The 18,681-nt window shown below is 51.9% G+C and carries 16 protein-coding genes and 1 riboswitch; of the genes, 6 read left to right on the top strand and 10 right to left on the bottom strand.

Annotated features, from left to right (window positions below; translation table 11 throughout):
• Positions 1 to 21 precede the first annotated feature (21 nt).
• From HBA93_RS06575 to HBA93_RS06565, 3 genes are all read right to left on the bottom strand, one after another.
• On the bottom strand, positions 22 to 1,425 hold the full coding sequence (locus tag HBA93_RS06575; protein WP_221722755.1) for a coniferyl aldehyde dehydrogenase: 1,404 nt from the start codon (positions 1,423 to 1,425) through the stop codon (positions 22 to 24).
• The gene (locus tag HBA93_RS06570) at positions 1,418 to 2,134 is read right to left on the bottom strand and encodes a lysoplasmalogenase (protein ID WP_221722754.1); all 717 of its coding nucleotides are present in this window, start codon (positions 2,132 to 2,134) and stop codon (positions 1,418 to 1,420) included. The genes HBA93_RS06575 and HBA93_RS06570 overlap by 8 nt, the downstream gene beginning before the upstream one ends.
• A 245-nt stretch (positions 2,135 to 2,379) precedes the next feature.
• Positions 2,380 to 3,042 carry a TetR/AcrR family transcriptional regulator gene (locus HBA93_RS06565; protein ID WP_221722753.1) on the bottom strand — a complete coding sequence of 221 codons (663 nt, stop codon included), beginning with the start codon at positions 3,040 to 3,042 and terminating at the stop codon, positions 2,380 to 2,382.
• A 391-nt stretch (positions 3,043 to 3,433) separates the two neighbouring features.
• Between HBA93_RS06565 and HBA93_RS06560 the strand changes: the two genes are divergently transcribed.
• Both HBA93_RS06560 and HBA93_RS06555 read left to right on the top strand, forming a co-directional pair.
• Entirely contained in the window at positions 3,434 to 4,579 is a 1,146-nt protein-coding gene (locus HBA93_RS06560) for an HlyD family secretion protein (protein WP_221722752.1), read from the top strand.
• 12 nt (positions 4,580 to 4,591) lie between these two features.
• Positions 4,592 to 6,169, top strand: coding sequence for a DHA2 family efflux MFS transporter permease subunit (locus tag HBA93_RS06555; protein ID WP_221722751.1), 1,578 nt, complete (start codon positions 4,592 to 4,594; stop codon positions 6,167 to 6,169).
• A gap of 49 nt (positions 6,170 to 6,218) precedes the next feature.
• Here the strand turns inward: HBA93_RS06555 and HBA93_RS06550 are convergent, their stop codons facing one another.
• Entirely contained in the window at positions 6,219 to 7,145 is a 927-nt protein-coding gene (locus tag HBA93_RS06550; RefSeq protein ID WP_286201785.1) for a DMT family transporter, read from the bottom strand.
• Between the two features lie 106 nt (positions 7,146 to 7,251).
• A riboswitch (FMN riboswitch) is annotated at positions 7,252 to 7,447 on the bottom strand.
• Between the two features lie 377 nt (positions 7,448 to 7,824).
• Here HBA93_RS06550 and HBA93_RS06545 point away from each other — a divergent pair.
• The 4 genes from HBA93_RS06545 to HBA93_RS06530 all read left to right on the top strand — a co-directional run bounded on the left by HBA93_RS06545 (position 7,825) and on the right by HBA93_RS06530 (position 11,608).
• On the top strand, positions 7,825 to 8,790 hold the full coding sequence (locus HBA93_RS06545; RefSeq protein WP_122092500.1) for an amino acid ABC transporter permease: 966 nt from the start codon (positions 7,825 to 7,827) through the stop codon (positions 8,788 to 8,790).
• Positions 8,791 to 8,899: 109 nt separating this feature from the next.
• Entirely contained in the window at positions 8,900 to 9,727 is an 828-nt protein-coding gene (locus HBA93_RS06540) for a transporter substrate-binding domain-containing protein (RefSeq protein WP_121993026.1), read from the top strand.
• A gap of 103 nt (positions 9,728 to 9,830) precedes the next feature.
• The gene (locus HBA93_RS06535; protein WP_221722750.1) at positions 9,831 to 11,147 is read left to right on the top strand and encodes an NAD(P)/FAD-dependent oxidoreductase; all 1,317 of its coding nucleotides are present in this window, start codon (positions 9,831 to 9,833) and stop codon (positions 11,145 to 11,147) included.
• 17 nt (positions 11,148 to 11,164) lie between these two features.
• Positions 11,165 to 11,608 (top strand): Lrp/AsnC family transcriptional regulator, encoded by a 444-nt coding sequence (locus HBA93_RS06530; protein WP_022712550.1) that lies wholly within the window; start codon positions 11,165 to 11,167, stop codon positions 11,606 to 11,608.
• Positions 11,609 to 11,644: 36 nt separating this feature from the next.
• On the opposite strand, the gene HBA93_RS06525 is transcribed toward HBA93_RS06530, so the two are convergent.
• The 6 genes from HBA93_RS06525 to HBA93_RS06500 form a co-directional block, all read right to left on the bottom strand.
• Positions 11,645 to 11,980 carry an FmdB family zinc ribbon protein gene (locus HBA93_RS06525; RefSeq protein ID WP_221722749.1) on the bottom strand — a complete coding sequence of 112 codons (336 nt, stop codon included), beginning with the start codon at positions 11,978 to 11,980 and terminating at the stop codon, positions 11,645 to 11,647.
• 8 nt (positions 11,981 to 11,988) lie between these two features.
• Positions 11,989 to 13,224, bottom strand: a complete 1,236-nt coding sequence (fmdA, locus tag HBA93_RS06520; RefSeq protein WP_221722748.1) for a formamidase — start codon at positions 13,222 to 13,224, stop codon at positions 11,989 to 11,991.
• A gap of 280 nt (positions 13,225 to 13,504) precedes the next feature.
• On the bottom strand, positions 13,505 to 15,262 hold the full coding sequence (locus HBA93_RS06515) for a M14 family metallopeptidase (RefSeq protein WP_221722747.1): 1,758 nt from the start codon (positions 15,260 to 15,262) through the stop codon (positions 13,505 to 13,507).
• Entirely contained in the window at positions 15,259 to 16,116 is an 858-nt protein-coding gene (locus tag HBA93_RS06510; protein WP_022712554.1) for an ABC transporter permease, read from the bottom strand. The genes HBA93_RS06515 and HBA93_RS06510 overlap by 4 nt, the downstream gene beginning before the upstream one ends.
• Before the next feature lie 3 nt (positions 16,117 to 16,119).
• Positions 16,120 to 17,043: an ABC transporter permease gene (locus tag HBA93_RS06505; protein ID WP_022712555.1), complete on the bottom strand. Its 924-nt coding sequence runs from the start codon at positions 17,041 to 17,043 to the stop codon at positions 16,120 to 16,122.
• A 70-nt stretch (positions 17,044 to 17,113) separates the two neighbouring features.
• The gene (locus HBA93_RS06500; protein WP_221722746.1) at positions 17,114 to 18,646 is read right to left on the bottom strand and encodes an ABC transporter substrate-binding protein; all 1,533 of its coding nucleotides are present in this window, start codon (positions 18,644 to 18,646) and stop codon (positions 17,114 to 17,116) included.
• Positions 18,647 to 18,681: the final 35 nt, after the last annotated feature.

Here is an 18,681-nt window from a genome sequence, read left to right as displayed (position 1 = left end):
TTCAGGCGGGGCTTTTTATTTTTATCGTGTCAGAAAACGGATGATGAAATCGGCAAAGCGACTATAGGGCGGATGCAGATAATCAGTCGCCGCCGGATTGTATTTTCGCAGTACCGGCATGGCTTTGGAGAAAGTTCTGAAGCCTTCTTCGCCGTGATAATGCCCCATGCCGCTCATGCCTACGCCGCCGAATGGCAGATCTGCGCAGGCGAACTGATAGAGCGTGTCATTAATGCACACACTGCCTGCCACGACATGTGAGAGCGCATTTTCAATTGTGTCATTGCTGTTGCTGAAGCAGTAAAATGCCAGTGGCCGATCCCTGCTGGTGGTGAAACTGATGGCCTCATCATAGGTGCGGTAAGTTTTAACCGGCAGTAAGGGGCCGAAAATTTCCTCCTGCATGATGGCACAGTTATCATCAGGATTGATAATCAGCATCGGCGGCAGGATATGGTATTCTCCGGCTCTCTGTGTGTCGCTCAATGTCAGGAGCGGGATGGTCTTATGGCCACGGATACTGGCATCATCCAGCAAATGAGTGAGGCGTTTATACTGGCCTTCATTGATAATGGCGGTGTAATCCGGTTGCCGGTCAAGCCCTGTATAGCGACGGGCGGTCTGGCTTTTGCATTCTGCAATAAAAGCTTCCAGCATGTTTTCCGGTAGCAGCACATAATCCGGCGCGATGCAGGTTTGTCCGGCATTGAAGAGTTTGCCTGTCAGGATACGACTGACACTTTTAGCAAGATCAGCATCGGGCGCGATAAGTGCAGGGGATTTACCGCCGAGTTCCAGAGTAACAGGTGTGAGATTTCGGGCAGCTGCCGCCATAACTTTTTTGCCGACCGCGCCGGAGCCGGTGAAAAACAAATGGTCAAAAGGCAGGGCTGAAAATGCGGCTGCAATATCGGCACCGCCCTGTGCGATGCTCACACGATCGGGCGGGAAAATTTCCTGCAAAAGACGGCTGAGATAGGCATTGGTATGCGGCGTATGTTCTGAAGGTTTAAGATAGACATGATTGCCGGCCGCAAGTGCAGAAACCAGTGGTGTCAGGGAGAGATTCACCGGATAGTTCCACGGGGACATGATGCCCACTACACCTAACGGCACAAAGCGGATTTCTGCCTTCGCCGGCCAGAGCTGCCATCCCGCTTTGCGTCTTTGCGGTTTCATCCATTTTCTGAGATGGCGCAGACAGAAGTCAATTTCCTTCAGCACAATCACGGCTTCTGCCATCATGCTCTCATGGGTGGAGCGATGCCCGAAATCGCGCGATATCGCTTCGGCCATCTGCGGCAGGCTGGTTTTGAAGGCTGTACGCAACCGCAGCAAATCTTCACGGCGCTGCCGTTCATCAGGGCGATTCTGTAACCATGATTTACGAAGAACCGCGAAATCTGCGTTCAGTTGTTCAGTCATTTGTGACCCTTAAAACAGAACGGGCAAAACACCATTGTGCTGCGTAATAGGTGCCAAGTACCCAGAGTGGATTCAGCGGAATATCAAAACGAAAACGCCCGTAAGCCAGAATACTATCACTGATAACAAAGAAGATGCCGCCAAAAGCCGCAATCTTGGCTGCTTGTTTTGTACTCCGGTCGGCGATTGTCATGTTGATGGCGCGGTTGAGCGCCAGTGCGGCCATCAGCGCCAGTGCCACAGCATAAATAGCGACCGGAATATGCATGCCATCGGGCAGGCTGTTCCACAGGCCGGAAATAATCAGCAGTGCAACGGCTGCAAAGCCGATAAAGACAGCGGGTTTGAAAGCAGCATGATCGGACAGTAATGCATAAATATAGGCGCAATGGGTGAGCAGAAAGCAGATAAGCCCCGCCATGAAGTAATCCTGCGGCAGCATGAGGAAGAAATCACCGCCAATGGCAAAGGCCAGCCCGAGCGCAATTGCATTGCGATAATGGCGGGATGCAGGATGCTTAATCTGCAGGGTGAGAAACAGCAGGAAAGCCGTAGCCGTCGGCTTGGTCAGATAATGCAGCCAGCGCCATTCCGGACTGAGTGAACTGCCAAGCAATGCGCCCGCAATGGCTCCTGAGGCGAGCAAAATATAGATCACTGTCGCAGCATGATGATTATTGATTGTCTGTGATGTGTTCCCGACAGCCATGCGTTTGCTTCCCCCTCCAGTCAGCATATTTAGAGCATAATTCCTTAACCCTGAATCAGTTGAAGGTAGAATTATGCTCTAATTTTAAAGTGTCAGAGCGACCTTTGTGTGCCAGGTCTGACACACGGCGCTCTAATTGACCTGAACGTAAACTGCTTACCTGGCAGAGTAGCGCAAATCTGCGTTGCTGCAATCACAATTACAGTCGTGGCATAGTGATGTTTAGAGGAGGTGGAGCGGAGTTATCAGGCCTCGGGCGCGTCCGGTTGTGTACCATAGGCTGCGAAGAACATATTCACAGCGGATTCCACATTATAGCGGATTTGCTCTGCTGTCGGTGCCTCTTCCATATAAGCGAACAGCCGCTGGCGATATATGCCTGCAAGAAACAGTTCTGCCAGCTGATAGGCGGCATGCTGCACATCCGGTACGCGGATAATCTCTTGTTCAGCAAGCTTCTCAATATAGGTTTTGAGCACCATCAACCCGCGCCGCGGACCGCGTTCATAAAAACGCACACCCATTTCCGGTTTTCGCTCTGTAACGCCGAGAATAGTGCGCTGGGCGCTGATAACCATATCCGATGTGACAAGTGTAACGAGCGCCACACCATAGGCAATCAGACTCTCTTTGCTGGACAGAGTATCGCCGTTAATTGCACCGATCTGCGAAAATAAAACGCTGCGATGTTGCTCGCAAAGCGTTTCAAACAATTCGTCCTTACTCTCGAAATAAACATAGATCGTGCTTTTGGATACACCGGCTTCGCGGGTGATGTCATTCATACTCGCAGCATCAAACCCCATGCGCAGAAATACATTTTGCGCACCGTCCAGAATTTTCTGACGCTTTGCCGGATCTTGTCCGGCGCCGTGACGGCCATTCTGTCCCTGTTTGTTGTCTGTCATATCAGTGTGTTTCCGCTTATGTGCCGACAATAAAAAATATCAATTCGAACCGATCAGTGCGATTTCAATTGATATGCCGTCTCTCTTGCTTTATGTCAACATCGAACCGATCGGTTTGAGGAGTTGTGCAGCACCTGTCAGAAGGACAGAAACAGGCATATTTCTCAGTCCGGTTTCGGTTCTTTTTGAAATTCTCCTTACCGGAATAATCAATTCAGTAAAGTTTATTGGCAGTACGGCCTGTTTTGCTCAGAAAGTTGCCCCCGCTATGTCCGCTCTCAAGCCCGTTGCGAAACCAGTTCAGTCGAATCATTCCTCGTCCGACCAGGACAACACCCAGAGTGTTGCTCCGGTTGATTTCAAGCGAGCGGCGCAGAATGATGACAACAGAATGCCGGATGATCCGCTGCGCGCCGAGCATTCCCAGCCTTTCAGCGAACAGACGACAGCACCGGAAACGCCAAAGCCTGCATCGGGTAAGCCGTCACGCAAGCGTAAAATCCTGGGTGTTTTGCTGATGGCAGCTTTGGCCGGAGGTGCATGGTACGGCTACGACTGGTGGACGACAGGACGCTTTATGGTCTCGACCGATGATGCCTATATTCACGGGGATATCATGGCGATGTCGCCGAAAGTGACCGGCTATATTGATGATGTGCTGGTGAGTGCTAATAGCCATGTTAAAGCCGGTGATGCTATTTTCCAGCTCGATCAGGGTGATTACCAGATTGCTTTGAACGAGAAAATCGCGGCATTGACCAGCCAGCAGAAAACGCTGGCACGGATTGAGGCGCAGACCGTTGCGGCAGAAGCCAGCCTCACACAGGCACGCGCCTCTCAGCAATCTTCCGCTGCCGGCCTGACCAATGCACAGGCAACCATGGAACGGATCACCAAGCTGCATGATACGCGTTTTGTCTCGCAGTCGGAGCTTGATCGTGCAACCACGGCTCTGGCGCAGGCACAGGCGGCGGATGCCAATGCACAGGCGCAGATTGCAGCGGCTCAGGCCAATATCGGTGTTTTGAAAGCACAATATCAGGAAGCCGAAAGCCAGACCCGTAGTCTTGAGCTGGCGCGGGACAAGGCTCAGCGCGACTTGTCATTTACAACATTGCGCGCGCCTTTTGATGGTGTTGTTGGCAATCTGACCGGTAAAAAAGGTGATCTGGTCAGTGCAGGGCAGCGTATTGCCGCGCTGGTGCCGGTCAATGCGCTCTATATTGACGCGAATTTTAAAGAAACCCAGCTGAAAAATCTGCATGGCGGCGAGACGGTGCATTTCACCGTTGATGCACTGGGCGGAGAGACATTTGAAGGCAAAGTCGCATCGCTGGCACCGGCTTCCGGCTCTGTGTTCTCCCTGCTGCCGCCGGAAAATGCCACAGGCAATTTCACCAAGGTTGTGCAGCGTGTTCCGGTGCGTATTGCTATCCCTGAAGCGGCTCTGGCGACCGGTAAGTTACGCGCAGGCCTGAGTGTTGTTGTGGATGTGGATACCCGCACAGCACCGCAAAACACTCCGGCTGCACAATAAAAGTATTCAGCCATGGCTGTATCAACCACCATGCAGGCAGTGCCTGCCGCTGAAGAAAAGATTGATCCGAGAAAAGCTCTGGCCTTTCTGGCCATGGTCTTCGGTATGTTTATGGCCATTCTGGATATCCAGATTGTGTCGGCCTCGCTGGCTGAAATTCAGGCGGGACTGGGTGCCAGTTCCGACGAGATTTCATGGGTGCAGACCTCCTATCTGATTGCCGAAGTGGTGATGATCCCGCTTTCCGGCTTCCTTGGCCGTCTGCTGTCTACCCGCGTGCTGTTTACTATTTCGGCGGCGGGTTTTACCGCTGCCAGCGTGCTCTGTGCGACCGCGACCAATATTGAGCAGATGATCGTTTACCGCGCTATTCAGGGTTTTATCGGCGGCGGTATGATCCCGAGTGTGTTCGCGGCGGCTTTTACAATTTTCCCGCCATCCAAGCGTTCCATCGTCTCTCCGATTGTCGGGCTGGTGGCAACACTGGCGCCGACTGTGGGGCCGACAATCGGCGGTTATCTTTCGCACGCCTTTTCATGGCACTGGCTGTTTCTGGTCAATGTCGGCCCCGGCATTCTGGTGGCGATTGCCGCGTGGAATCTGATCGATTTTGATAAGGGCGATAAATCCCTGCTGGCCAAATTCGACTGGTGGGGTCTGGCCGGTATGGCGGCTTTTCTCGGCTCGCTGGAATATGTGCTGGAAGAAGGGCCGCGTAATGACTGGTTTCAGGACAGCCATATTGTGATTATGACTTTTGTGCTCGTGGCCGGTGCGCTGATGTTCTTTTACAGGGCATTTACTGCGGAAGAGCCTATTGTTGATCTCTCGGCCTTCAGGAATATGAATTTTGCTCTTGGTTCGAGTTTCTCATTCATTATGGGGGTAGGGCTTTACGGGCTGACCTATCTTTATCCGCTCTATCTCGGCAGTATCCGCGGTTATGATGCGCTGATGATCGGTGAGGCTCTGTTTGTCAGTGGTCTGGCGATGTTTATGACAGCGCCACTGGCAGGTTTTCTCTCAACGCGAATGGATCCGCGTCTGATGATGATGATCGGCTTTATCGGCTTTGCCGCCGGTACCTATCTGATGACAGGGCTGACAGCGGACTGGGATTTCTATGAACTGTTGCTACCGCAAATTCTGCGTGGCTGTTCAATGATGCTGTGTATGGTGCCGATCAACAATCTGGCGCTTGGTACATTGCATCCATCCCATATTAAAAACGCCTCCGGCCTGTTTAATCTGATGCGTAATCTGGGTGGTGCGATTGGTCTGGCGGTGATTAATACGATGCTGATGCGGCGCGGTGATCTGCATTATGCGCAATTGTCGGAACATCTGAACTGGGGCAACCGCGAAGCACAGGAAATGCTGGCCAATCTGACTGCTAAATTTAATGCGGCGGGTATGGATGGTGCCAATATTGCATTGATGAAACTCTCCGGCATGGTGCGTCAGCAGGCAACGCTGATGTCTTTCATCGACGTGTTTATGATCCTGACCGTGTTGTTTGTCTCACTGGCATTCTTTGCGACTATGATGAAAAAGCCCGGTGACGTGCCGAAAGACGCCGCAGGACATTAAGAGCGTATCAGTTCAAATAAAAACGGCGGGATTTCCCGCCGTTTTTTGATTATTCTGCCGCTTGTATTTTCGGGGATGAACGCCCGCTGTCCTGACGCATCAGATAGAGCGACGCGCTGACAATCAGCAGGGCACCCGGCCAGAAATTGATGCTTGGAGTAGCCGCAAAAACGATCCAGCCGAGAATAACATTCAGCGGCAGTTTCAGATCGTCAAAAGGCTGCAAATAAACAGCATCTGCCACGGAATAGGCGGCGATCTGGAAATATTGCGCCATGGCTGTCAGAACACCGATGGTGAGCAGGATTGACCAGATTTCCATAGATGGCGATGCGATCTCCGGAAAACCGACACCTGATGCAGCCCAGAGTGCCGCGTTAATCGGTGTGAGCAGGATCAGCATATACATGGAGATACTGGCTGTCGTTTCAAAGCGGGTCAGATATTTGGTCATCACCGAATAGCCTGCCCAAAGCGCCGCAGCAAGAATTGGCAGCAGGGAATAGACCGTATAGGTGTCCGACCATGGAGCAATGATAATCAATGCGCCGATGAAGCCTGCCAGAGTCGTGAGCAGGCGTGTCTGTGTTACAGCCTCGCGCAGGAACAATCTTGCACAGAGAATAACAAAAAACGGCGAGGTCATGGACAGCGCAATCACCTGCCAGATCGGCACATGTGTGAGGGCGAAAATCCACACCTGCACACCGGCGGCAGCCAGCGCCACGCGAATAATATGCAGCCCGAGATGATTGGTGCGCAGTGCCTGTGCGCCTTCGCGGATCAGCAGTGGCAAGGTCAGTACAAGGGCGATGACATATTGCCAGAAGGCAATAATAACAGAAGGGATACCGGTGCGTGTGCCTGCCCATTGGGTGGCGACATTGACGCCCGCATAAGCTGCTCCGGCTGCCAGCATGAGCGCTGCACCGCGGATGGTTGGTTTTAATGTTTGAACAGAGGCAATTGGGCTCAACGTTTTTCTTCCTGTCTCGTAAGCCGTTACCCCAGGGATTGGGAAATGGTACGGGAAGAAAATTACATAATGGCGGCAAAAGTGACCGCACATGATGCCATTTCAGCCCCGCTCTCTCTCATCCGGACTATGACCGTCGGCTTCGGAGTTGCACCGAATCTGCTGTCCTTAATCAGAAGAAAAGCAGGCATGTGAACATACGATGATCACACCCGGCCTTGTATCCCAATTAAGCGCTCGCGGGCTTCAGGCTTCCGCCTGTTACCGCCGGTGGGGAATTACACCCCGCCCTGAGAACGATTAAAATTATTATGAACAAAGCGCCGGACAGTTCCGGCTCCTTACTGCATAAGCCGAACTTATGGTGCGGGCAGGGATAAATCAAGCCGCATAACCGGCAACGCTGTGTCCTGAAAACGGTGTTTAATATTTTGCGATATATCCGGAGATAAATAATGTGAAAATGACGGTCTCTGACCCGTGTTTCAGTCTTTTATGACCTGCGAAATCACTTTTAAAAGACTTTATCATGCGCTTATGCAGTTAAATTTGCTGCTTTGAATCGCATTATGACTGTTATTTCAGTGATTTTGCCTGCCTTTTGTGCCATTTCCGGCAAATGATCGGGTGGAAGGCTGCGCTTTTTTGGCGGAGACATAGAGGCAGGGAGCAGAGCAGCATGTATTACGATAAAGTACAAAAAAATAAAATTACGCAGAAGCCGTGGTTTTTGGGCGTATTCGCCCTTGTTACCTTCATTTTTATGGTCTGGAAGAACTGGCATCTGACAGGCGCAGCAGATGCTGCCGTCACAGGTTTGGCCGGATTATTGCAGACAACAGGCGGCATATTTGCGGTTGCAGCCGTCACTTCGCTGGTTCTGACGCTGATTATCAACCTTGTCGGTAAGTTGCCGATGCAGATACAGACGATTGTTGTTTGGCTGGCATTGCTCTCTGCTGCTCTGTATTTCTTCTACAGCTTTGATCTGTCTTACACTTTCATTCTGTCGAAGCTGCCGTTCCTGATTACGCAGGGCGTATTCACGACCGTTTATATCTCGGCGATTTCCATTGCGATTGCTTTTGTACTGGCGATTATCGGTGCCGTTGCCAAGCTTTCGCAGAACGGTTTTGCCGTTGCTATCGCTTCATTTTACACTTCATTTTTCCGCGGCGTGCCGTTGCTGATCCAGATCTATCTGATTTATCTGGGTATTCCGCAGCTTGGTTATGTGATTGATGCGGTACCCGCCGGTGTGCTTGCTCTGTCGCTGTGCTATGGCGCCTATATGACCGAGATTTTCCGCGGCGGGATTATGTCCATTCCGCGTGGCCAGTGGGAAGCTGCCCGCGCCCTTGGTCTGCGTCCGTTCACCACTATGCGCAAAGTGATCATGCCGCAGGCAATGAAACTGATTATTCCTCCGACAGGAAACCAGTTCATTGCGATGCTGAAAGACTCATCACTTGTCTCGGTGATTGGTGTCTGGGAGCTGATGTTCCTTGCCCGTACGCAGGGTCGTGAAGAATTCCGCCATCTGGAAATGCTGATCACTGCTGCTCTGCTGTACTGGATTTTGTCGATTATTCTCGAACGCTGTCAGGCAGTGCTGGAAAACCGCATGAAGCGTCAGGAACGCTGATGAATACGGACGGTCAGCCGTTCTGACCACAACTGTTTTATTGTTGTTCGCATAGTGATTATTCCGGTGATGACACTTGAATAGCGCCATGCTCAGGGGAGGAAACCATATGAAGAATGTAATTTTATCCGCTGCCGTTGCCGCACTGGCACTGACTGTCAGCCTGCCAGCTTTTGCCGGTGAAACGCTGGATCGCGTGACCAGCAAAAAAGAACTGGTTGTGGCAACTGCCGCGAACTGGCCGCCGCAGTCTTTCATGAAAGACGACAAGCTGGTGGGTTTTGATATTGATGTTGCGACCGAAGTTGCCAAGCGTCTGGGTGCAACTGCCCGTTTTGTGACGCCGGAATGGGGCATTATCACTGCTGGTCACTGGAATGGGCGCTGGGATATTTCTGTAGGTTCCATGACCCCGACATCAGGCCGCGCCCGCGTGCTCGATTTCCCGATTGTTTATTATTACACGCCTTATGTTTTCACCGTGCATAAAGATTCCAAGGCTGAAAAGCGCGCGGATCTGAACGGCAAGACCATTGGTGTTGAAGGTGGCACAACCACTGAAGATTACATCAATGGTACGTTGAAAATCGATGCCGTTGGTGTGCCTGAATTCAAATATGATGTGAAGCCTGGCGATATTAAAACCTATGGTGACAGTGTAGGCCCGCTGGATGATCTGCGCCTTGGTGACGGTACCCGTCTTGATGCGACAGTCTCCGCTATGCCAACCGTGGAAAATGCGGTGAAGCGCGGTTATCCGATTCGTGCGCTGGCAGATGAGCCGGCATTCTACGAGCCGCTGGCTGTTGCCGTTGACAAGGGTGATCCGGAATTTTCAGCTAAGGTTAAAGAGATCTTTGAACAGCTGAAAACAGACGGCACAATGTCTGACTTGTCCGTAAAGTGGTACGGCGTGGATTATACCAAGCTTAAATAATCAGTCTGTTTATGCATGCCGGTTTCTGGACTTCCCCCGTAGTCAGAAACCGGTATTGTCTTTTACAAACTGAAACGCATTTTCTGTAAAAAGCAGTATCATTATGAGTTCATATCCGGCTACCTATTACAGCGCCACCCGCGTTGCTTCATCTTCTGCCTATGAAAGCTTGCAGCAAAATTTGCAGGCTGATGTTTGTATTGTCGGCGGCGGGCTTGCCGGTCTGACAACCGCATGGGAATTGCTGAAGCGCAATAAATCCGTGATCGTGATTGAAGCGAATAAAGTGAGCTGGGGAGCGTCGGGGCGCAATGGCGGCTTCTGTCTGAACGGCTGGGCTGAAGGCTTAGGTGCGATTGAAAAACGCAGCGGCTTTGAGGATGCAAAAAAGCTGTTTGCCATGTCGGTTGAAGGCGTGGAAATTGTCCGTGAAAATATTGAGCAGAATAATCTGCCCGATTGCAATATTGTCAAAGGCAAGCTCAGCGTTGTGCGCTATGAGGCTGCGGACCAGATGCAGCGCTATCGTGATCGTATGGCGCAGCATTTCAATTATGAATATGAATATCTCGACACTGCTGCCGTTCGTCAGAAACTGAATACGCCGATCTATAAACAGGCATTGCGTGACAGTAGCGGCTTCCATTTTCATCCGCTGAATTATGCACTGGGTCTGGCTGATCTGATCCGCGCCAAAGGCGGCCGTATTTTTGAAGACAGTGCGATGCAGTCTTTCACGCGTAACCCACAGGCCGGTGCCACAGGACGTTATACGGTGAAAACCGCACACGGTTCTGTGCAATGCGATGATGTGGTGTTGTGCTGTGGTGGTTATGGCGGTTCTCAGTTCGGCAAGTTGCGCCGTTCATTCCTGCCGATTGCCACTTATGTTGTGCTGACTGAAAAACTGGGCAATCGCTTGCAGGATTTCATCCGCACCACAGATGCGGTCGGTGATGACCGTCGCTCATCCGATTATTATCGTGTGGTCGAAGGTGACCGTATTCTCTGGGGCGGGCGCATTACCACTAAGAATGAGCAGGATGAGACACGTCTCGCTGCAATTTTGCGCAGGGATATGTGCGATGTGTTTGCCGGTCTGAAAGATGTGAAAATCGAAAAGGCATGGTCGGGTCTGATGGGCTATTCGCGCCATAAAATGCCTCACATTGCCAAAGTTGAAGATGGTGTGTGGGCATGCAGTTCTTTCGGCGGTCACGGTATGAATACGACTGCTATCGGCGGACGTGTTGTGGCTGAAGCTGTGAGTGGCGATAGCGACCGTATCCGTCTGTTCAAACCTTATGGACTGACATGGAATGGCGGTATTTTCGGCCCGTTGGCAGCTGAAAGCGTCTACTATTATCTGCGCCTGATGGATTACTTTCAGGAAGGTCGCTATAAGGGCGCGCATCGTTAAGACACGGAATGACGACTATGCAAATGACCGATAAGGATAAGCAGTTACTGGCGTTGATGCAGAAAAACGCCCGTGAATCTGTGGCGTCTCTGGCGCGCCAGCTTGGCGTATCCCGCACGGCTTTGCAGGAGCGTATCCAGCGGCTGGAAACCAACGGGATTATTGACGGTTATTCGGTGCGCCTCGGTTCGAATGTGAACCGCTCACCGATCCAGTGCTTTACCTTTGCGGCACTGAACAACAAGAATTTTCCTGATGTTATCAAACAACTGAAAACACTGACAGCGGTACAGGCTGTACATTCGATCTCCGGTGACTGGGATCTGATTATTCACATCTGCACGGATACGCTGGAAAAGCTCAATGCCGAGATCAACAAGATCAATGAAATGATGGGTATTGTCCGCACTACATCGAATATTGTGATGGAAACCAAATTCAATCGCGGTGTAAATTTATAAAAAAGGCGGGCCTTCCCGCCTTTTTTATTTGCAGATTTAATGACTGATCATCCACGGGCGGGCGGAAGGAAAGCTCTTCGCGCCGCTTGCCGAGACTTTTGCCTTGGATTTTTTGGATTTTGATCCGCAGCAGCCGCAATTCGGCCCGTGTCCTAATGATTTTGAACTGATCGGCTCATGGGAACTGCGTTCATTCACCGCCATGGCATTGCGCTTATTTGCATTCATCGATGCAAGATTGGGCGCTGTCAGCATGACGCGTTTGGCAGACGTCTCACAGTCCGGACAGGCGCAGGGCTGATCATATTCCGACATCGGACGCAGTGCTGTGAATGGCCCGCATTCTTCGCAGGCATATTCATAAACCGGCATGTTTCACCTCAAAGATCATAGGCAATCGGCATATCAACGGAGCCGTCGAGAAACTTCTTCGGTCCTGCTGCCGACGGGCTGATATCGAAATCGAAGATTTCGGTTGGCAGCCACAAGGTTGCACAGGAGTTCGGAATATCCACCACGCCGGAGAAATGTCCCTGCACCGGAGCAGAGCCGAGGATCGAATAGGCCTGCGCACCGGAATAGCCGAATTTTTTCATATATTCGATGGCATTGAGACAGGCCTGACGATAGGCAACATTAGCATCGAGATAATGCTGGTTGCCCTGTTCATCCACGGAAATACCTTGGAAGATCAGATAGTCTTTATAATTCGGCACCATCGGCGATGGTTTGAAGACCGGATTGCGAATGCCGTATTTTGCCATGCCGTCTTTGATCAGATCAACTTTGATATGCAGCCAGCCTCCGGCCATTTCAATGGCACCGCAGAAGGTGATTTCGCCGTCGCCCTGACTGAAATGGAGGTCACCCATGGAGAGACCGGCACCGTCAACATAGACAGGGAAATAGATTTTTGAACCGCGCGACAGGTCTTTAATATCGCAGTTGCCGCCATGTTCGCGTGGCGGGACAGTACGTGCGCCTTCCGCTGCAATCTTATCGAAGGCTTCACCCTTCTTGATTGAGCCGAGATGCGCAGTGCGGGCATGCGGTGGATTGGCCAGTGGTGGCACACGATTTGGTTCTGTTGCAATCAGGCCAAGCTCGCGCGTGTTCCACATTTCCAGCATTTTGCGGTCAGGTAGTGTACCGATCAGACCCGGATGGATCATACCGGCAAAACTCACGCCCGGAATATGGCGGGAGCGGGTGAACATGCCCTCATAATGCCAGATGGACTTCTGTGCGCTCGGGAAATGGTCGGTCAGGAAACCACCGCCATTGGTCTTGGAGAAGAAGCCGTTAAAGCCCCATTCATGACCTTTGAGCGTGCCTGCATCAAGAATATCGACCACGAGAAGATCGCCGGGTTTGGCGCCTTTGATACCGATCGGGCCGGAGAGAAAATGCACCGTTGTCAGATCGACATCGCGGATATCTTCCGCGGAATCATTGTTCTTGATCGCACCGCCGGTCCAGTCGACAGTCTCGACAAGGAAATCGTCGCCGGGATCAACCCAGACATTGATCGGAATATCCGGATGCCAGCGGTTATGCAGGTTCTCATTGTCATAAGCAGACTGTGAAAGATCAACGGAAATCAGAGTCTCAGGCATGGTCTCTCCTCTTTACACACACCATTTCCGGACTGCTTTGAGCCGGAACTACGATTGTCATGTGCATCTGATAAGGAACGCAAAAGGCCGGATTATTATTTATATGTCTCTGGTTTTATTCAGATATTGGTTTGATGGCCGATGCTGAAATATCAGAAGCAAGGAAAGCCTATTTTGTCAGCATGGCGAAGTAAAGCGGGGTGCCATGAGGCATTTTTACCTGTTGGTATAATAAATTAAAAAAATCCCGCCGCTTTTGTTGAAGCGGCGGGATTTTTATTCAGGCAATGTACCATTTGGCGGATAATTTTTGCAGTGCCTCATAGGCTGAGAGCACTGTTTCCATTTGCGCCGTATGGCCGCGAATGAAATCTTCGCCGTAAATGGTTTCGTCCGGATATTCGGTGATCAGCGTCAGCGGTACCGTATGACGGTCATCAACATCGATCAGGCAAGGGAAGCCGTTGATGATGCGGAAGCCGGTTTCGCCTGCATGTTTTTCAAACAAGACGATCTGCGCATTATTGTATTCCACCAGACCGTCAATGGCCGAGAGATGACGGGTGACATGATCAACCAGCTCTTCGGATTGTTGCGCCCAGTCGGAGTGATGGCGGAGGATGAGGAAAAAGCCTTTCGGCAGTGTCCACATGCCAAAACCGCGCGGAATATAGCCGGAGAGCGGGCGCGTCCATTCATGGGACGGATAACCATGCAGATTCACGTGAAGCTTGGCACCGGTTAGTGCTTCGGCCTGTGTGCGGATGGCTTTTTCCCAGAGCTTTTCGCCATTCTTGTCCTTGGTGCGATATTCCAGATCATCGCCCATTGCGGTGTAACGTGCCGCATGGTGCATATGTTTCGGATTATCAGCGCAGAGACGACGATGCAGCTCGTAGCCGTCAGGATTTTCCTGCGGAGAAATGGTGAAATGCGCCCCTTTACGGGACTTCAGCTCATGGGCCGCACGCAGCGCACCGACCACACCGGTGGTTTCATTAGCATGCTGACCGCCGCTGATAATCATCGGCTCATCAGTGCCTTTGATATAGCGGCCAAGAACGCTGCGGCCGGAACGGGATTTGGCCTCAAAAGCCTCACCACCGATGAGTTCCAGCTCCTGTGCGATCTGTGCTGCAAACAACGGTGTCTGTGCTGTGGCAAGCATCTGGCTTTCACCGGCGCTGTCTTTGATCGATAAAGCGCGGGCGGTGATGCGGATGGAAGGCGCCGCATCGGCATAGATGATTTCCGGCACGATTTGTCCCGGCTGTAAACCACGGTCACCGAGCGGGCGGCCGGATTTTTTCTGGAACACTTCCAACAATGCAAAGTAGAAATCTTCGTGCAGTGCTTCTGTCAGGCTGATTGCTTCTTCCGCATAGGCCAGCTTCTGGTCTTTGATAGGCAGGGAGACAGCAATATTCAGCTCTTCAAAATAAGGCTCTGTATCGCCCCATGTATGATTAGCTACTGCTGCAATACCGGCATGGAACAGCTGTTCAAAATCTGTCTCAAAGCGCTCGGATGTGGTCGTGTCCTGATGGGTGATTTTCAGCCAGCCGGTCGGTGACAATAGTGTTTCGCCAACCGCATCCTGATGAGTGCGGTTTGGTGCGAAAACCTCGTGTTGCGTGGCAGTGCCGTTTTTGTCTGTCAGGGTCACCTGATAGGTGAAATCCTGTTTGCCTGATGGCTTGAATTCGACTTCCGCATCACCGGTCAGTTTGCTCAGCGGATAGGTTTCCAGCAAAAAACGGTTTGGTGTGCAGGCTTCATGGGCAGGATAGGCGATGCTGATCTGCTTGAGGTTGCCGCAATCCACATCTTCAAGAAAGAAATGCACCAGCGGCTTATAGGCACTATGCAGTTTGGCGCTAACGCCAAGTGCTTGCAATTTTGCTTCCGCAGCTTTGCGGCTTTGCAGATCATCGAACAGCCACGCCTCAACCGTTGCGCCTTTCATCGACGCATCGGAGAAGCGGGCAACCAGTGCATCGAGGCTGCGCTCAAAGCTTTTTTCAAAGATCATGCTCATCGTGATGTTCTCCCTGTCGGATCAAGGCTGTCGCGTAGCCAGTCACCCAGAAGGTTGAGGCCAAGAACTGTCAGTAAGATTGCCAGACCCGGGAAGACACTGACCCACCACGCAGTTTGCAGGTAAGTACGGCCATCGGCCAGCATACCGCCCCAGCTCGGAATTGTCGGATCAACACCAAGCCCCAAGAACGTCAGGCTGGATTCCAGCAGAATATTATTGGCAACATTCAGTGTCATCAGCACGATCACCGGACCAAGCAGGTTCGGCAGCAGATGCTGAAAAATAATGCGCCAATCTTTCACACCGATTGCACGGGCAGAGAGGATGAACTCACGCTCACGCAGCGCCAGTACCGAACCGCGTACCAGACGGGCATATTGCACCCATTGGGATACGATCAGCAGGATGATGGTGTTCATCAGACCGCCGCCGACAATGGCGATAAAGGTAATGGCCAGCAGGATGAATGGCAGTGCGAGCTGCACATCGGCAAAACGCATCACCACCATGTCCCAGAAGCCGCGATAGTAACCGGCAATCAGACCCATGATAACGCCGACAACCACGGCACCGGCAACGGAGACAAAGCCGACCAGCAGCGAAATTTTACCGCCGGTGACTACGCGTGCCAGCACATCGCGGCCAAGCGGGTCGGTGCCGAATATATGGGACATATTGGTGAATGGCGGCGTAAGACGCGCCATCAGGTCGATCTTGTCCGCACCGCCGGGAAACAACAGGCCGGAGAACAGCACGGCAAGACAGATAATAGCTGTCAGGCCGACGCCGAGGATGAATTCAAGGCTGAACAGGCGGGAGAACAGCAGGGAAGAGGAAGTTTTCGCGGCCATTTTCTACTCCGTCCGGATACGCGGATCGACAAGACCATAGGCAATATCGACCAGAAGATTGACACCGATAATCATGAGCGACAGTACGGTGATACTTGCCTGCAGCACCGGATAGTCACGACCGGAAACCGCATCGAAAGCCAGTGTGCCCATGCCGGGCCAGTTGAATACGCGTTCAACGACCACGATACCACCGAGCAGACCGCCGAATTGCAGGCCGAAATAGGTAATCAGCGGAATGGCGCAATTGCGTAGTGCATGTTTGTACAGCACCTTGTTTTCGCTGAGGCCCTTGGCGCGTGCTACCATAATATACTGTGACTGCAGGGTCTCTAACATGGAGGTGCGCACCAGACGCACATTGGTGGCGGTGAGGATAATCCCCATAGTCACCGCAGGCATGATGAAACTGGAAAAACCGCTCATACCGCTCGGTGGCAGCCATTGCAGACCGACAGCAAACAGCAGCACCAGCATGGTTGCGAGCCAGAAGTTCGGGAAAGAGAGGCCGACGAGCGAGAGGATACGGATCAGCTGATCTGCCCATTTGCCGCGTGATACCGCTGCTTTAATGCCGAGCGGGATCGAGATAATGATCGATACGGCCATGGATGCAAAAGCCAGCAGCAAGGTTGCAGGCAGGGCATCCTTGATCAGCAGGGAAACCGGAGTGCCGCCAAGGAAGCTGCGTCCGAAATCCAGCGTGAACAGGCCTTTGATGAAATTCATATATTGCACGATGAAAGGCTGGTTCAGACCCAGACCTTCACGGATGCGCTCCAGATCGGCCTCGGTTACGCTGCCCGCACCTTGAGTGAGCATCAGCGCCGGATCACCGGTCATACGGATTGCGAAAGCGACGGTCAAAGTCACGACAATGACGACAAAGATCGCCTGTAAAATTCGTTTGATCAGAAACCCGGCCAAAATTCTTATCCTTTATAAGATCAAGGAAATACCGCGCCGGCTTAAATGACCGGCGCGGTTTATTGCTATATTAGTCAACACTGACTTCGGTGAGGCGCAGACGGCTGTCCGGTGCCGGTACGAAATCTTTCACGCGCTTGTTGATGCCGTAAATCGCTTTGAGATTGTAAAGCGGCATTTCCAATGCACGGTCGGCTGCGTATTTTGCGATTTCCTTGAGGATTTCTTCACGCTTGGCACGATCGGTAATGGCGCGCTGGGATTCCAGCAGCTCATTCAACTTCGGATCATTGTCATACGGGTTCCACTTTTCACCGGCGTGATACATGGAATAAGCGGTATTATCATAATCGAATGTCCAGCCGCCCCATGACTGCTGGAACATCGCGCCGGTTTTACCCTGCGGGATGATGTCGTTCAGAAGCACGTTGGTTTCATATGGCTTGATGGTCGCATTGATGCCGATGATCTGCAGATAGCTGGAAACAGCCTGCACAACTTCGTTGAAAGTTGCATCATTACCGCGAATGTCGATCTGCACGGCTGCACCCGGTTTTACACCGGCTTCTGCCAGAAGCTTCTTCGCGCCTTCCGGATCATATGGCAGCGGCTTCATATCGGCATCATAACCGAAGGAAAGTGCACCCTGAAGGCTGGCAATCGGTTCAGCCTGACCACCGAGAATGGACTTGATGATGGTGTCGCGATCAACACCGAGGATCAGGGCCTTACGCACGCGTTCATCAGCGGTAATACCATCGCGGGTATTATAGCGCAGTGAATAAACTGTCGGACCGGCAGTGGTGACAATCGCCAGATTAGGATCAGCTTCGATTGTCGGGATCATACCGATCGGAATTGTCGGCGGGATCACCAGATCAACGCGGCCTGCCTGCAATTCGGCAACGGCTGTTGATGGTTCGGTGATGAAGCGGTATTCAAGTTCAGAAAGCTTTGGTGCGCCGCCCCAATGGTCAGCAAAAGCTTCCATCTGAATGCCGACTTTTGGCTTGTAGCTGGTGACTTTGAACGGGCCGGTGCCGACAGGATTGGCGTTGAAGAAATCATCGCCTTTTTCCTGAATATATTTTGGCGGCACGATCATCGCGCCGTAACCGGTGAGCTTGGTCATCAGAACCGGATCGGTTGCTTTCAGGTGGAAATCGACAGTCTTGTCATCGATAACTTCGATTTTTTCAATTGCAACATAGTTGGAGCGCTGCGGGCCTTTGGCACCTTCATCACCGAGCAGACGCTCAAAGGTGAATTTAACAGCTTCTGCATTGAAAGGCTCGCCATTGTGGAATTTTACATTCTCACGCAGGTTGAAGCGGATACGCTTGCCTTCGTCCAGTTCTTCCCACGAGGTTGCGAGCGCTGGTACGATTTTCAGATCAGGGCCGCGATAGACCAGACCGTCATAAATATTGGTGGCAACAGATGCCCAGTTGACCAGAAATGTGTCAATCGGATCCCAGCTGCCCGGATCCTGCGGTGAGGATATAGTCATTTTACCGGCTGCGAATGCCGGTGCGGATGACAGGGCAACAGCAGACAATGCTGTGCCGACAGTCAGTGCTGTGAATAATGCTTTAAGCTTCATAATCTCGACTCCCCTTTTGTAAACAATGAAACAGA

Source organism: Ochrobactrum sp. SFR4, assembly GCF_019730395.1.
In the GTDB taxonomy this organism is placed as follows: domain Bacteria; phylum Pseudomonadota; class Alphaproteobacteria; order Rhizobiales; family Rhizobiaceae; genus Pseudochrobactrum.
Note: the sequence above shows the minus strand (reverse complement) of the source record. Positions and strands in the feature narration are given on the sequence as shown.